General features: G+C 44.9%; 21 protein-coding genes and 1 tRNA gene. 21 read left to right on the top strand and 1 reads right to left on the bottom strand.

Annotated features, from left to right (window positions below):
* Positions 1-34 precede the first annotated feature (34 nt).
* On the top strand, positions 35-565 hold the full coding sequence (locus NNJ85_RS06345) for a helix-turn-helix domain-containing protein (RefSeq protein WP_254474502.1): 531 nt from the start codon (positions 35-37) through the stop codon (positions 563-565).
* A gap of 688 nt (positions 566-1253) precedes the next feature.
* A tRNA-Ser gene (locus NNJ85_RS06340) sits at positions 1254-1343 on the top strand.
* A 476-nt stretch (positions 1344-1819) separates the two neighbouring features.
* On the opposite strand, the gene NNJ85_RS06335 is transcribed toward NNJ85_RS06340, so the two are convergent.
* Positions 1820-2350, bottom strand: coding sequence for a helix-turn-helix domain-containing protein (locus NNJ85_RS06335; protein ID WP_254474501.1), 531 nt, complete (start codon positions 2348-2350; stop codon positions 1820-1822).
* A gap of 152 nt (positions 2351-2502) precedes the next feature.
* Between NNJ85_RS06335 and NNJ85_RS06330 the strand changes: the two genes are divergently transcribed.
* From NNJ85_RS06330 to NNJ85_RS06240, 19 genes are all read left to right on the top strand, one after another.
* The gene (locus NNJ85_RS06330; RefSeq protein WP_019221528.1) at positions 2503-2808 is read left to right on the top strand and encodes a helix-turn-helix transcriptional regulator; all 306 of its coding nucleotides are present in this window, start codon (positions 2503-2505) and stop codon (positions 2806-2808) included.
* A 188-nt stretch (positions 2809-2996) separates the two neighbouring features.
* Positions 2997-3395: a hypothetical protein gene (locus NNJ85_RS06325; protein ID WP_142416958.1), complete on the top strand. Its 399-nt coding sequence runs from the start codon at positions 2997-2999 to the stop codon at positions 3393-3395.
* Positions 3395-4411 (top strand): ParB/RepB/Spo0J family partition protein, encoded by a 1017-nt coding sequence (locus NNJ85_RS06320; RefSeq protein WP_254474500.1) that lies wholly within the window; start codon positions 3395-3397, stop codon positions 4409-4411. Before NNJ85_RS06325 ends, NNJ85_RS06320 begins: the two co-directional genes overlap by 1 nt.
* Positions 4408-4866 carry a hypothetical protein gene (locus NNJ85_RS06315; RefSeq protein WP_142416956.1) on the top strand — a complete coding sequence of 153 codons (459 nt, stop codon included), beginning with the start codon at positions 4408-4410 and terminating at the stop codon, positions 4864-4866. The genes NNJ85_RS06320 and NNJ85_RS06315 overlap by 4 nt, the downstream gene beginning before the upstream one ends.
* On the top strand, positions 4863-6860 hold the full coding sequence (locus NNJ85_RS06310) for a transposase domain-containing protein (RefSeq protein WP_254474499.1): 1998 nt from the start codon (positions 4863-4865) through the stop codon (positions 6858-6860). The genes NNJ85_RS06315 and NNJ85_RS06310 overlap by 4 nt, the downstream gene beginning before the upstream one ends.
* A gap of 344 nt (positions 6861-7204) precedes the next feature.
* Positions 7205-8236: an AAA family ATPase gene (locus NNJ85_RS06305; RefSeq protein ID WP_254474498.1), complete on the top strand. Its 1032-nt coding sequence runs from the start codon at positions 7205-7207 to the stop codon at positions 8234-8236.
* Complete coding sequence (locus tag NNJ85_RS06300) at positions 8233-8502, top strand: hypothetical protein (RefSeq protein WP_254474497.1); 270 nt, start codon at positions 8233-8235, stop codon at positions 8500-8502. The genes NNJ85_RS06305 and NNJ85_RS06300 overlap by 4 nt, the downstream gene beginning before the upstream one ends.
* Positions 8502-8771: a hypothetical protein gene (locus tag NNJ85_RS06295; RefSeq protein ID WP_142416952.1), complete on the top strand. Its 270-nt coding sequence runs from the start codon at positions 8502-8504 to the stop codon at positions 8769-8771. The genes NNJ85_RS06300 and NNJ85_RS06295 overlap by 1 nt, the downstream gene beginning before the upstream one ends.
* Complete coding sequence (locus tag NNJ85_RS06290; protein ID WP_254474496.1) at positions 8764-9387, top strand: DUF3164 family protein; 624 nt, start codon at positions 8764-8766, stop codon at positions 9385-9387. Before NNJ85_RS06295 ends, NNJ85_RS06290 begins: the two co-directional genes overlap by 8 nt.
* 8 nt (positions 9388-9395) lie before the next feature.
* A complete protein-coding gene (locus NNJ85_RS06285) occupies positions 9396-10013 on the top strand; it encodes a phage protein GemA/Gp16 family protein (protein ID WP_371923336.1) in 618 nt (205 codons plus the stop codon).
* 6 nt (positions 10014-10019) lie between these two features.
* Positions 10020-10427 carry a helix-turn-helix domain-containing protein gene (locus NNJ85_RS06280; protein ID WP_142416950.1) on the top strand — a complete coding sequence of 136 codons (408 nt, stop codon included), beginning with the start codon at positions 10020-10022 and terminating at the stop codon, positions 10425-10427.
* Between the two features lie 87 nt (positions 10428-10514).
* Positions 10515-11096, top strand: coding sequence for a peptidoglycan-binding protein (locus NNJ85_RS06275; protein WP_254474487.1), 582 nt, complete (start codon positions 10515-10517; stop codon positions 11094-11096).
* Positions 11093-11371, top strand: a complete 279-nt coding sequence (locus NNJ85_RS06270) for a hypothetical protein (protein WP_254474485.1) — start codon at positions 11093-11095, stop codon at positions 11369-11371. The genes NNJ85_RS06275 and NNJ85_RS06270 overlap by 4 nt, the downstream gene beginning before the upstream one ends.
* A complete protein-coding gene (locus NNJ85_RS06265; protein ID WP_254474483.1) occupies positions 11372-11710 on the top strand; it encodes a hypothetical protein in 339 nt (112 codons plus the stop codon).
* Entirely contained in the window at positions 11676-11915 is a 240-nt protein-coding gene (locus NNJ85_RS06260) for a hypothetical protein (protein ID WP_254474477.1), read from the top strand. The genes NNJ85_RS06265 and NNJ85_RS06260 overlap by 35 nt, the downstream gene beginning before the upstream one ends.
* The gene (locus NNJ85_RS06255) at positions 11912-12226 is read left to right on the top strand and encodes a DUF2730 family protein (protein WP_120122224.1); all 315 of its coding nucleotides are present in this window, start codon (positions 11912-11914) and stop codon (positions 12224-12226) included. Before NNJ85_RS06260 ends, NNJ85_RS06255 begins: the two co-directional genes overlap by 4 nt.
* Positions 12223-12579, top strand: coding sequence for a hypothetical protein (locus NNJ85_RS06250; protein WP_019221544.1), 357 nt, complete (start codon positions 12223-12225; stop codon positions 12577-12579). The genes NNJ85_RS06255 and NNJ85_RS06250 overlap by 4 nt, the downstream gene beginning before the upstream one ends.
* Positions 12542-13123 (top strand): phage protein Gp27 family protein, encoded by a 582-nt coding sequence (locus NNJ85_RS06245; RefSeq protein WP_254474475.1) that lies wholly within the window; start codon positions 12542-12544, stop codon positions 13121-13123. Before NNJ85_RS06250 ends, NNJ85_RS06245 begins: the two co-directional genes overlap by 38 nt.
* Positions 13116-14741 (top strand): hypothetical protein, encoded by a 1626-nt coding sequence (locus tag NNJ85_RS06240; RefSeq protein ID WP_371923329.1) that lies wholly within the window; start codon positions 13116-13118, stop codon positions 14739-14741. Before NNJ85_RS06245 ends, NNJ85_RS06240 begins: the two co-directional genes overlap by 8 nt.
* Positions 14742-14748 lie beyond the last annotated feature (7 nt).

The raw sequence follows: 14748 nt of genomic DNA, 5'->3' as shown, positions 1-14748 counted from the left end.
GTCAACCCTAAATGTAAATCAGGAGTGATTTTTTTTGGCAAAATCTGAAAAAGAACCAAAAACAGAGCTAGCAAAACGATTACGTGAAGTACGTCTTGCTCTTGGTTTTACGCAGCGCAAACAGTTTGCTGATCACCTTACAGTACCAGAAAGTACTATGTATAATTATGAAACTGGCCTACGTGAACCGCCTTCATCAATGTTAGCAATTTACAAAAATATTTGTGGTATAGACGTGAATTGGCTTCTCACTGGAGAAGGCGAAATGTTTGCTGACATGGCAAAAGCGAAAGCAGCTGGTTTTAAAGCACCTACCATTCCTACTGGACTGATGAAAAAACTTGGTCGCATAGCTTATACAACCTATCGCGATGAAAATATAAAACTCCCCCCCGAAGATATAGCGGAACTCGCGGCGGAACTTTATAAAAAACTGCAAGAGTTTGTTCAAAACATCAATGACACGGAAGAAGTCGAGCTTACCTTGCCTCTTCTAAAATTGCATTTAAAGCGCCAAATCGAAGCTGAAAAAGAACACTCCAAAGCTACACAAGATACGGCTTAATGCTCCTCTAAAATGAAAAATGAAGGCGCGTTTCTATTTACATTAAGAAATTTTAATAAAGATTTGTTTTTAAAACATTTTATCTGTAAAAAATAGAAATGCGCCATATGGCGCGTATCTTTTTTGCTTTTTTGGCTGATTTTAGAGTCAATTGAACTTTTGGATTGATTTTTTTCAAAGGGTCTTCAAAGGCGGTTTTCTGGGCTTTCACAGACTTTTTAAAAATCTTCAAAGCCTTTTCTCATTTTTACGCTCAAATTCCGATTTTCACTCTTTTTGTCACTTTTTTGCAATTTCAGGTGTCAAAATCTATTTTGACAAAACACGCATTTAATGCTAAATTTTATACATAAAAACAACAAATTATCACGTATTCCTATCTAATCCCACTTAGTACAAAACCTAGTGTCAAACTACATACATCTTGCGTAAATTTTGTTCAAATAGTGTAAGTGTTTAAAAAATTACTTTGTGAAAAACTTTTGACAGGAAACTGAAATGATAAATATCGTTTTTTTCAGAAAAGATTTTTATGTTTAAAACTAAAAATTAGGTAACACACTCAAAGAATTGACTTATGAGGAATTATTTTGCCTGAAACTTAAATAATTTTACAAAAAACGCTTTAGAATGCGCATTAAAATGATTGACCTTTTGCAAGAAATTTGTCAGAAAGCATATCCAGTTTGGAGGGGTGGCCGAGCGGTTTAAGGCACCGGTCTTGAAAACCGGCGTGCAGGAGACTGTACCGTGGGTTCGAATCCCACCCCCTCCGCCACAGCACTTTTATCGTTGTAGTTTGACACTAGGTTTTGTACTAAGTGGGATTAGGTGGGATTAGATAGGAATACGTGATAATTTATTGTTTTTATGTATAAAATTTAGTATTAAATGCGTGTTTTGTCAAAATGAATTTTGACACCTAAAATTGCAAAAAATGGTAAAAAAGAGCGAAAATCGGAATTTGAGCGTAAAAATGAGAAAAGGCTTTGAAAGGTCTTTGAAAATACTTTGAAGATTTTTAAAAAGTCTGTGAAAGCCCAGAAAACCGCCTTTGAAGACCCTTTGAAAAAAATCCGATAAAGTGTGAAGCACATTGCAAAATCAGCCAAAAATAACCAAAAAAGCAAAAAAGATTTTCACCTATAGGTGATTATCTATTTTTAGAGGTAATTTATATTTATAAATCAAATTGTTACATAACTTTTCTAATGTAAAAAGATTTTCATATCGATTTTTCATTTTAAAGAAGCATTAAGCCGTATCTTGTGTAGTTTCTAGATGTGCTCTTTCAGCTTCTATTTGGCGCTTTAAATGAATCTTAAGAAGAGGGAAACTTGCTTCGACTTCTTCTGTGTCGTTGATGTTTTGAACCAGCTCTTGCAGTTTTTTATAAAGTTCCGCCGCGAGTTCCGCTATATCTTCGGGGGGGAGTTTTATATTTTCATCGCGATAGGTTGTATAAGCTATGCGACCAAGTTTTTTCATGAGACCATTAGGAATGGTAGGTGCTTTAAAACCCGCTGCTTTTGCTTTTGCCATGTCACTAAACATTTCACCTTCTCCAGTGACGAGCCAGTCTAAGGATATTCCACAGCGATCTTTATATATTCGCATTATAGATGCAGGGGGTTCTTGCAAACCCGTTTCATAATTACGCATAGTCGTTTCGGGGATTTCAAAATGTTTAGCAAATTGTTTGCGTTCTGTGAAACCAAGGGTGTGCCGTATTTCACGCAATCGTTTTGCGAGTTCTGTTTGTGGTTCTTTTTCAGGTCGTGCCAAAAAAATCACTCCAAATCCATTTTCGGTATTTACAAAAGCCGAATTTGGCATTATACATCTAATTACCGCCCGATATAGAGGGCAGATATTTTACAATTAACCCCACAAAAAACGGATGTGGGAGCATCCGTTTGAAGCAGGAGCGAAAGTTTATGACAATCACACAAACATGCATTCAAGTATGGGATCGCCATAGTATTTTAGCTGAGCTACGCCGCCGTAATATGACCTTGGCGGAGCTCGCAAAAGCTTATCAACTCTCATCATCCAGTGTTCAACACATTTGGACACGGTCTAACGAGAAAGCCGAACGCGCCATTGCCGATTTTATCGGTTTGCCCGTCGAGCAGGTTTTTAGCGACCGCTACCCTAAAAGTCGCCGTCGCATTTTTAAAGCAGCAAAACATGCCAATACGGATTGTGTTGTTTCTTCCCTATCACGCGGTAATGCTGCTTAAGCTTTAGGCTCTGCGTGTTAGCGCATTTGCCATGTATTTAGATACCATAAGATAAAAAGGTTTATCAATGTCTAAAGATCAATACAAAATAGGCAAGAGAAATTGCACACTGTTGCCGCATCAAGCAGCCGATTGGATGGGTTGTTTTTTAAGGTTAGGTGGTCAAATTTTCTTTATCGGGGGTGGTTATGGTTGCGGCTTATAATTTATGGACCCCAAAGGCTAAAAGAGAAATTTTTAATCCGTATTCGGAAGCTGAACGGTTACAAATGATGCTTTCCTGTTCTTTAAAAGCGGTGAGTGGTGGATTTCGGCATTTGCCAATCCGGTATATTATTGACCCTCCGCATGGCTTGTTTGATGCGGTATTAGCACGACAGATTGCTATTCATATTTTGCATTATCAGTTTGAGGTTCCGCGGCGGCGTATTGTTGCCATGCAAACACGCAAGCAAACTGCTATTTTCCTTGCTTTGCAAGTCATTAATCGGCGTTTGGAAGAGCCTGTATTTGCTAAAGCCTATCGAAGGTGGGCTGGGCGTGCAATGGATTTGTTTTTACGAGAAATGGATAAGGCGGTTGGATAATGGCACGGTTTCAAGAGATTGCGTTAGATTTGATTGTTGTACCGGAGCGTATACGCCCTGTTGATGATGAGCATGCCAAGGCGCTTGCCCAATCAATGGCACGAGAAGGGTTGATGAATCCGATTACCGTGCGCCATACGCCCAATGCGAAAGAGGGGCATTATACGTTGATTGCGGGGGCGCATCGATTACGGGCGGCTGAGCTTTTAGGGTATAGCGCTATTGAAGCGGTTGTGGTGCAAGCCGATAAAGAAAATGCTGCGCTTTTAGAGGTTGCGGAAAATTTGTTTCGCAATGAATTGTCAGTGATTGACCGCGCTTTGTTTGTGCAGACGTACCGCGAATTGTGGGAAAAGAAGTACGGGGAGATTCAACGTGGTGGTGACCATGGTAATCAATATACAAAGGACAAAGTGGCAAAAGGACAAGTTGTCCCTTTGCCAAAAGATAGTTCTGTAGAGCACCATGAAACTGGGGGTGAAGGAGAGAAAGTGGCAAAGGGTCAAGTTGACCCTTTGCCAAATGACGGTTCTGTAGAGCACCATGAAACTGGGGGTGAAGGGGACAAAGTGGCAAAGGGTAAAGTTTACCCTTTGCCAAATGATGGTGACTTAAATGGCAAAATGCAAAGTTTGCACTTTGCCAAACATGTTGCCGATAGGATTGGTTTATCGAAGGAGTCGGTGAAACGTCTCAACAGCATTGCACGGCATTTACAGCCGGAGTTGCGGTCTGTTTTGCGGGGGACTGCTTTGGCGGATAATCAAGCGCAGTTGTTGAAGTTGGCGAAGATGGAGCCGGTTGCGCAACGGCGGGTGGCGATTGCTTTGCAACAGGTTGAGGGGGATTTACGGCGGGCTGTTGATTTGGTCAATGGGATTAATATACCCCCGAAAGTTAATGAACAAGAACGGGTTTTTAGCCAATTGTTAGGAATATGGCAGAGAGCGGATGCACAGACACGGGCGCGATTTTGTGATTATTTGAATAAGCAATCGGGGGAGGAGCAGGCATGAAGACGCGTGGTTCCCATCAACTTGATTTTTTTCAACGTCCGGTTTTCCCCTGTCGTGAACCTGTTGCGCAGATTGATTTAGAGCGGTTTCGCTCTCGCATTAAGCGGGCTATGGCGCGGGCTTTGCGAGAATGTCGCTATGAGCGCAGTGAGATTGCAGAGCGTATGGCGCATTATTTAGGCATTGGTTGTTTGAGTAAGGCGAGTTTGGATGCTTATGTTGCGGAAAGTAAGCAGGTGGATATTTCCCTGCCGCGTTTTAAAGCTTTTGTACGGGCGACGGGTGCCTTTTGGCTTTGGGATGAGGTGGTGAGTGAGGATGGTTTGCTGTTGTTGCAAGGGGATGAAGCGCGATTGGCAGAGATTGCAAGATTGCAGCAGGAACAGCGTGAGATTGCCGCACAATTAAAAGCGATGCGTGCGGTTCCGGTGCGTATTAGACGGGGGCAGCCATGAAGGAATGGTTTAGTATTGCTGAGTTGGCTGAAGCGGCTTTGCCAGGATTGCCGCAGACAAAAATTAGTCTCAATAATCTTGCGCTTAAGAAATGGCGTTTGAATACACAATTGTTTCGTCAAACAGTAGGTAAGACCAAGCCGGTTTGGGAGTATCATATCTCTTTATTGCCGGAGGGGGCGCGGGCGGCGTTGTTGTTGCGGGCGGGTGGTGTTGATGTTTTGCAAAAGGCAGAGCAGACGAGACAAAAAGAAGCGCTTTGGGCGCGTTATGAAGGGCTTTCAAAGGCGCATAAAAGCCGTTGTGAACAACGTTTGAAGGCGCTTTGTTTTTGGGAAGATTTACTCCATGCCGGTATGGGGGTGCATGATGCAGCAAGTTTGTGCGCGGTTCAGTTTGGGGTTAGCCGGATGTCGCTTTTTAATTGGCGGCAGATGGTTGAAGGGGTCGCGCGGTGTGATTGGTTGGCAGCGCTGGCGCCTTGTTATGGTGAGGAGACTGCTTCGCCGTTTGCTCCCTGTCATGAAGAGGCTTTTGAGGTTTTATGTTCGGATTATTTACGCCCTTCTCGCCCTGCATTTTCGGCATGTTATCGGCGGATGGTTGGGGTTGCGCGTGAGAAAGGTTGGGCGCCGATCCCTTCAGAGCGGGCGTTACGCCGTCGTTTTAAGGCGCAAGTTTCCAAGGCGGTTGTAGCATTAGCGCGTGAGGGCGAGGAGATGGCAAAAAAGCTTTATCCCGCCCAACGGCGTGATCGGCGTGCACTGCATGCAATGGAAGCGGTGAATATGGACGGGCATAAGTTGGATGTTTTTGTGAATGTTCCTTGGGGCTCGAAGCCTGTACGGCTTTATTTGATTGCCATTCAAGATCTTTATTCGGGTAAGATTTTATCGTGGCGCTTATCAGATGCTGAGACTTGGGAAATCGTGCGTTTGGTGATTGGGGATATGGTGGAGGCTTATGGCATACCGGAGCGTATGACTTTGGATAATGGGCGTGCTTTTACCAGCAAATGGATTTCTGGGGGCGTGCAAAACCGCTTTCGTTTTAAGATTAAGGCGGATGAACCGCAGGGTCTTTTGACCAGTTTGGGTATTCAATTACAATGGACCACACCTTATAGCGGGCAGTCAAAGCCGATTGAGCGGGCATGGCGTGATTTGGCAGAAGCGATTTCTAAACATCCGTTATGTGCGGGGGCTTATACGGGTAATAAGCCCGATGCGAAACCGGAAGATTATGGTAAGCGGGCGATGGAATTGGAAGAATTCAAAGCCCATGTTGGGGCGCAGATTGTGGCGCATAATGCGCAAGCAGGACGTAAGGCGCTGACATGTGCGGGGCGCAGTTTTGATGAGACTTTTGCAGAAAGTTTAAAGGCAGAAGGGACGATTGTTCGGCAAGCAACCGCGGCACAGAGGGCTTTATGGCTTTTGACCTCAGAAGCATTGCGTACGCAAAAGGGGACGGGTGAGATTCATTTTTATGGCAATCGCTATTGGGCGCGGGCGTTGAATAGCTATGCGGGAGAAAAGGTGATTGTGCGCTTTGACCCTGATCATTTGCATCAAGATTTGCGGGTTTATGATTTGAATAATCAGTTGCTTTGTTTGGCGCCTTGCCTTGCGGATGTGGGTTTTTATGACCAGCAGGCAGCGCGTTTGAATGGGCGTTTGCGTAAAGAATATGTGAAGGCAGTTAAAGCAGAAAAGCAGTTGGCAGCAAAACTTGCGCCGGATCAATTGGCGGATGTTTATGCAAAAGTTGCAAGGAGGGGGGATGATGCAAAATCCAAGCGTTCTGTTTCCCCAAAGGTAAGCCGCTTGATGCCAAAGAATGCGGGGAGTCTGGCTTTAAAAGCCCCTGATGCGGTTTTAGGGGATGATGAGGCTTTGGATTCCCGAGAATTTAGTCAACATTTGCACCAAGCTTTAAGACGCCTTTCTGTCTCTGATGAGGTACATGAAGTGATCAAGTTTCCTAGAAGATAGGAAAGGAAGGGGGGGGACTTACAAGAGTGCCTATAAGGGGGGCTGGTTTTGTATCGCGTACCAGCTTGAAGCGTTAACAAAGAAAGGGGGGAGGAGAAGTCTTAATCCATTTCAATATTTTAAATCAATACAATTAAGTTTTCAGGTGTCTTTGCCTTGATTTGAGCGCGGAGCCGTGAAGTTAGCAAGTTCCCCGATGTGTGAGAAAGAGAGGGGGATTTGTAAGGTTAGCCGGTTTTGTATCGCGTACGGCTTTAAATGTTCATTGAAGATAAAAGATAAGGGGCAAGGCCCTAGCCTTTCCCCTTATCGATTGTCTAAATCAATACGAGAGGGGAATATATATGAAGTACGCGATAAATGCAACCGTTGATAAAAATCCTTGGGAGAGACCAAAAAAACAGCCCGATGGGACAGCACAAAACCGCAATAGTGATGATATTGCTTTATGGAACACGCTTGTGGATTCAGTGATTGCTCTGGCACGGACGAATGGCTGGACTAAGGCGGAAGTGGCGCGGCGCATAGGTATGCCGGATGGCACCTTTTCGCAGTGGTATGCGGGTAGTTATGCGGGGCAATTGGGCAAGCAAAATGCCAAAGTTCAACAATGGGTTGAAGCGTTAAAAGAAACGGCAGGGCTTTTGGAGATGATTCCTGAAAAGCCTGCATTTCAAAAGAACCGTATAGCTTGTGAAATCATTGATACGCTAACACTGGCGCAAAGTACGGGGGATATGGTGATGATTACCCTTGATGCGGGCAGTGGCAAAACGGAAACTTGCCGCTATTACCGCGCGACCCGCCCGCATGTTTATCTGGTCACAGCAAGCCCGCATACGCGCAGTGTTCATGGCATTTTGAATGATATGGCAGCAGAATTAGAAGTGGTGGAATATAATCCTACCCGCTTAACCCGTGCTATTGGCAAGAGATTAGAGCGTGTGGGGGGTGGAACATTGTTGATCGTTGATGAGGCGCAAAATTTAACGGATGAGGCGATTAATCAGTTGCGTCACTTTGTTGATATCAATGGCACAGGGCTTGCTTTGGTTGGCAATGATGAGATTTCGGGACGTCTCGTGCATCGTCAAAATGGTCCTTCTTATGCGCAAATTAAAAGCCGTTTGGCGATGCATTTGAAGCGGCGCAAACCTTATAGTGAGGATATTGCGGCGCGCATTCACGATTGGGGGATTGAAGATGCTGGGGCGATAAAGTTTTTGACCGGTATTGGTTTGAAAGCTGGGGCTTTACGGCAGATTGATAAAACCATGATGTTGGCGCGCATGGCAGCTCTTGGAGATGGGAGTGAGGTGACCTTGAAACATGTCAAAGCCGCATGGAAAAACCGCAATGTGGAGGAATTGGCATGATGAGCTTAAGCCCTAAGGAATTATCCGATACGCTTGTTGGTCTTTATGATGATTATCAATGCGGTTTGGATATTGCAGCAGAACTTAAATTGTGTGTTGATTTGGCTTTATCGCTTGAATTGGAGTTGAGTGTTCACCGTTTGGGGGAAGCAGATGCGGTTTTGGAACAAGAAGTTTCAGAAGTTTTATCTGAGTGTGAAGGTTCTCATGCGGATACAGATAAGAGCAATCGTGTGATTTATATGGATTTTGGAGGAGATAAATAATGGAACGGAACCCTTATATGGTGAGAGATTGCTTGATTGCTCTGCGCTCTGGCTTTTTGAAATATGAAACAGATGGGATTTTTTTGCATGGACAAGATGTTCGAGAATTGAATGCGTATTTACGGCGCTTAGCAGGCTATAACCACATTTTAGGTCATGAGCTTATGCGGTGTCGTTGGCAATTGAAAGCGGGATACGACCCTTTATCGGGTGTTGTTTTGCCGTTTCGTCGTTTTCAAGAAAAGAAGGAGGAGTTCTGCGATGAATAAACAGATTGAACTTGATGGCACGCGTTATATGAAGGATGCGAAAGGCGCTTTGGTGCCGGTGGATATGATCCGCCCTGCGGATTTGCTGGAAGATGAGACGGTGCGGAAGGTTATGGGGTATGCCAAAGAATTGTCAGCACGGATTGCGCGTTTTAACAGCCATACGATTGCGGATTTGAGTGATTTTGATAATTTGCTTGCGCAAGAATATGGTGTAGCGCGGCGTGGTAAAAAGGGCAATTGTACTTACACAAGTTTTGATGGTTTGCAGCGTATTAAGGTGCAGGTACAAGAAAGCTTTGATTTTGGTCCGCAATTGCAAATTGCCAAAAGCCTTCTTGATGAGTGTTTGAATGAATGGTCTGCGGATGCGCGCCCTGAAATCCGTGCGATTATTACGCGTGCTTTTAATACGGATAAAGAAGGCAAGGTGAATCGGGGTGAAATTTTTATGCTGTTGCGCTTGGATATTAGTGATCCCCGTTGGAGGGAAGCGATGCGGGCGATCCGTGAAGCCATTCGTGTGACGACCTCTAAGGAATATGTGCGTTTTTATGAACGAGACACATTAGAAAGCCCTTGGCGTGCGGTGACTCTTGATATGGCGAAGACGTGAGGGAAACCATGTCTTTAGCGGCACTTCATATGGGAAGGCGTGCTTTAGCACTTGATGATGAAACCTATCGGGCGATGCTTTATCGCCTGACAGGAAAATATTCGGCAAAAGATTTGAGTGTTTTAGAGAAGCGTTTGGTGATGGATGAAATGCAGGCTTGGGGCTTTAAGCCGAAGAGACAAGTTTTAGAGGGCAAATATGCCAAAAAGCTTCAAGCTTTATGGATTGCAGGGTGGAATCTTGGCATCATTCGAGACCGTTCAGATCAAGCCTTAGTTCGCTTTGTCAAAAGACAGACAGGGATTGATCATATTCGTTTTTTACGCGATAGTGACGACGCGGGAAAAGCCATTGAGGCGTTGAAAAGCTGGTTGCAGCGTGAGGGTGGGGTTGACTGGAAAGGGAAAAAGATTCAAGATTCTTGGCAAAAGATGCCAGGATATTTGATTTTGCGTGCCCAATGGAAACGTTTGAATCCCGATGTTGTGTTTGATGGGGAAGCGTTTCATCAAAGTGTTATGGCGTTAAGTGGTAAAGCTTTGAGCGAGATGAGTGGGGGCGATTTTATGCACGTTATGAATGTTTGGGGGCGGAAAATCCGAAAAGGTGTTAAAAGCGAGGGGTAAGCATGCATGCACGAGGAAATCTATAGCGATTTTCCTGCCTTATTGCGTGAAATAGCCGATGTTGCGGGCAGTGAGGCGGCATGGAATATGATGCGTGCTTTTGGCGGACGAGAGGTTTATATCCCTGGGCGTCTTGAGAATGCGGATTGGTTGATTGAAATTGTTGGGTTTGAAGAGGCGCAGCAATTGATCAACCATTTTTGTTTTAATGGTTCGGGTGTGCGCCTTCTTATCCCCCTTGGTAGAGATGCTGAACGGCGGCAAAAAATGATGCAAGCGCTGCAAAAAGGCTGGTCGGTAGATGATGCGGCGGCTGTTTCTGGTATGCATGTGCGTACAGCCTATCGCTTGAAGAAGAGAATTTCTTCAAAAGAGCCACAAGGTTTATTATTTCCAGAGTTTTATGAGTATTGAGAGTTTTGACTGACAGTGTCAGGCTTATATGGGGGGCGTGAGATTTCATAAACTGCAGATGAATTTTATTCATTGAGTGGTTTTTTTATGATTTCAATAGATGCTTCTTTTCTTCATCAACTTGCGCCTAAACTGGCGCATCATGCACGCCAAGATTATATTATTGTTGAGATGGCACGTTTCTTGCCTAAAGCTTTATCTTATGGAGCACTCACCACACCTTTGCGTATTGCGCATTTTTTAAGCCAATGCGCCCATGAAAGTGATGGCTTTTTTACCCTTTGTGAATATGGATCAGGGCGCGCTTATGAAGGACGGCGTGATTTAGGCAATGTCACCCCTGGTGATGGTGTGCGCTTTAAAGGTCGTGGTTTAATTCAATTAACGGGGCGTAATAATTATCGCCGTTTTACCAAGTTTTGGCACTCCGTAGAGAGCCAAGCGGTTGATTGTGAGGCTTTTCCAGAAGTGGTGGAACAGTTTCCAGCCGCTCTTTGGTCGGCTGTGTGGTTTTGGCAGGGGAAAGGCTTGAACAAGCTTGCTGATCAAGATGATGTCGTGAGGATTACCAAAGCGATTAATGGGGGGAAAAATGGTCTTGTTCAGCGGTTGACGTATCTTAATCGGGCAAAAAAGCTTTTAGGGCTTTCATGCGAGGTGACGTCATGAAGCCATCGTATCGGGGGTCTCGACGTTATTTATGGTGGTCCTTTTGGTTTGCTTGGGGGGTTATTTTTTTGCTGATTTTGGGTGGTTTGTTTGGGGTGCCACACCTTGTTGATATGGCAGCCATTTCTATTCCTTCCATGGTGGCGATTATCGTTGGGAATTTGGGGGTGCATCGCGGTTTTGGTTCCTTGGACTTTTCCAATAGCAAGCCCTTCAATCGCCTCAAGAGCAACAAGTATGGGGGCAATGATGATTTATGGAGGGGGAGAGGGTGAATGTTTAATCCTTCCTTAAAGCTGTCTTTTGGGGTGCTTTTTTTTGCGCTTTTCCTTTTCACGTTGTTTGGTTGGATGAAGGGGCAAATTTTAAAAGCAGAAAAAGCGCGTGATGCGTATTGGTGCTTAGAAATTGCCAAGGTTTCCCTACAAGCAGAGCTTGAACAGAAGCAACAAAGAGAAGCCGCACAAAGAGCAGAGCTTCAAGCACAAGTGGTGATTTCTGCTTTAAGAGAAAAGCTTACAAAAATGGAGGAGGTCAATGCAGTATTGCCAACTACTGGCGGTGGCATTGGGCTTGAGCGTGTGCGCTTGCTCAATACCCAAGCCAAGGGATAGTTTTGCTTATCAGTTTTTATCGGTTGAATTGCCGCCTGTTGTTCGCATGGTGTGTGCCCGCCCTTCTCTGTTGCCCGAACGCGCTTTGAATGCACGCGAAGTGGTGCATTATTGGAGCCGTGATCGTGCTGCTTTATTGATCTGCGAACAGCACAGACGAGCAGCTGTCAAAGCCATTTTAATGAAGTCAAGGAGGGGGGCGTGAATTTGGATATTAGTGTGGCCAATGGTTGGCTTTCGTTGTTGTTATCCATTGTTGCGATTTCTGGGGTTTTAAAAGCTTATTTTTCTTCTGGTACGAAGGAAATGCTGAAAGACATGATGGTGCTTAAAGAGCGTGTGCAAAAGTTAGAAACGGAGATGGATTTTTTGCCTGATCGTGATGCCATGCAAAGGTTGGAAGTGAATATAGAACGCTTAAATGGGCGCCTCAATACGTTTTCTGCACAGTTGCAACCGGTGGCAGCCATAGGTGAGCGCTTGCAAGAGTTTTTATTGGAGAATGCCAAGAAATGAAAGCAGATATGGATAAAATCATTCGTGAAGAAGCGCGGTTGATTATTTTAAAAGGGCTTGCTTGTGAGCGCAGCGAAACATTATCGAGTGCGATGATTGAGCGGCTTTTATACAGTTATGGTATCCGGCGTGATCGCGATTTTGTGCACAATGAACTGGCTTTTATGGAAGAGCAAGGCGCTGTTACATTAAAATGTGTGGGATCTGTTTTGCTTGCGGCTTTAACAGAACGGGGAGCGCGTCATTTAGATCGTAGCTTTTCCATTGAGGGGATTAAGCGTCCCAAACGTTCATCAATAAAAGACGAGGTGAGGGATGCGCAAGGTCGGGCGTGGGCGCTTAACGGCGATTGATTTATTGCCACAAGCTTGTGATCAAATTATTGCAGAGGCGGCTGAAGCTTTAAATGGGCGTGAAAAGACGCAAAAAGCCATTTATGATGAATTTAAAGCGGCTTTGAAGGCTTTAAAAAAAGAAACAGGTCTCAATTTTTCCATTCCCTCCTTTTCGAGTTTTAATCGTTATTCTTTGCGGCTCGCGGTGATGTCACGGCGCTTGGAACAAACGCGTGAAATAGCAGCAAGCCTTTCACAGCGCTTTGATGCCAAAGCTTCTGATAATATTACTTTGTTAACAGCTGCAGCGATTAAAGAGCTTATTTTTTCCACGTTAAGCAGTGGGAAAAGCCTTTCGCCAAAGGCAGCCCAAGAGTTGGCGAATGCGCTTAAAGGGGTGTTGGCTGCTGAACATTTGTCGACCACCAGACGGCAAAGATTAGAGAAGGATTTTACAAGTAAGGCAAGTAAAGCGGTTGAGGTGGCAGCAGCAGCAGCGGGGCTTTCAGAAGAGACGGCACGGGCTATTCGCGCGCAGGTGTTGGGGATAAAACATGACTGAGGGGCGTGAGACTTTTAAACAAACTCCTTTAAAAGATGCTGCGGTTGATGATCGTTTGGGTTTTGCTCTTTGGCAGACAAGTGCTTGTCTCAAAGAGAAAGATCCCTTAGCTGAAGGGGTTTTAATGGCGCATCAACGGGCATGGATTGAGGATAAATCCCCCTTAAAGTTGGTTGAAAAAGGGCGCCGGACCGGCATTACTTTTGCTGAGGCTCTAGATGATACGCTGATTGCGGCGGCAACTGTTAAAGCAGGGGGGGATAATGTTTTTTACATTGGCGATACCAAAGAAAAGGGGCGTGAATTTATTGGCTATGTGAGCCATTTTGCCAAAGCGATTACCAGCCACAGTGGGGATGTGGAGGAATTTTTATTTCCAGATCAAAAAGAAGATGGGTCGACAAAATATATCTCTGCTTATCGGGTACGGTTTGCTTCGGGATTTCGTATTGAAGCGCTCTCCAGCCGTCCAGAAAATATTCGCGGACTCCAGGGCATTGTGGTGATTGATGAGGCGGCGTTTCATCAAGATGTGCGCGCTGTTTTGGATGCGGTGAATGCTTTGTTAATTTGGGGGGGTAAAATCCGTGTGATCTCAACACACAATGGGGTGCTTAATCCTTTCAATGAACTGATCCGTGAGGCGCGTGCAGGCAAAATTCCTTTTTCTCTGCATCGTTACCCCTTTAGTGTAGCGGTTAAAAATGGCTTGTTTAAACGGGTTTGCGCGATGAAGGGGGAGGGATGGAGTTTAGCTTCCGAACAACAATGGGAGAAACAAATCCGCGCCTCTTATGGGGTGCGTTTGAGTGCCATGCGGCAAGAGTTGGATGCCATACCAGCTGATCAAGAAGGAGCAGCTTTAACACGCTTGCAGATTGAAAATTGTTGTGCGCGAGATATTGCGGTGCTGCGTTTTGCTTGTGCGGATGGTTTTAAAAATCAATCGGATGATCAACGAAGTCAAGCGGCATTTGCTTGGTGTGAGCAGCATGTAAAGCCTCTGCATGCTGAACTTGATCGGCGGCGTCAACATGTTTTTGGGGTTGATTTTGCGCGCAGCGGTGATGCCACCTCGATTGTGGTGATGGAAGTGGGGCAAGATTTGGTACGCCGTGTACGGTTTATGGTGGAATTGCGCAATATGCCGTTTGATCAACAAAGAGAGATTTTATTTTATGGGGTTAGTGGATTGCCACGTTTGTTAGGGGGCGCGTTAGATGCGCGGGGCAATGGGGCTTATTTAGCCGAAAAAGCAGCGCAGCGTTATGGGGCATGTGTGCAGGAAGTACAATTGTCGCAAAGTTGGTATAGCAAAGAAATGCCGGCTTATTTAGAAGCTTTTGGGGATAGGATGATTGTTTTGCCGCGTGATGGTGATGTGGTTGCTGATCATCAAGCACTTGCTTATGTCAATGGCATTGTCAAAATTCCAGACAATCATCGTTTTAAAGGCAGTGATGGTTTTATGCGCCATGGGGATAGTGCGATTGCTTGTGCTTTGGCTTATTTTGCCAGCCGTCAGACGCCGGAAATTTACGAATATACGCCCGTTCTGGATGTTTATAGCTTTGATGAAAACCCGCTCTTTTTAACAACAAGATCAAAGATCTACTGAGGGAATT

Origin of the sequence: Bartonella sp. B1098 (assembly GCF_944896145.1) — a bacterium.
Lineage (GTDB): Bacteria > Pseudomonadota > Alphaproteobacteria > Rhizobiales > Rhizobiaceae > Bartonella.
This window is presented reverse-complemented; position numbering and strand designations above follow the sequence as displayed.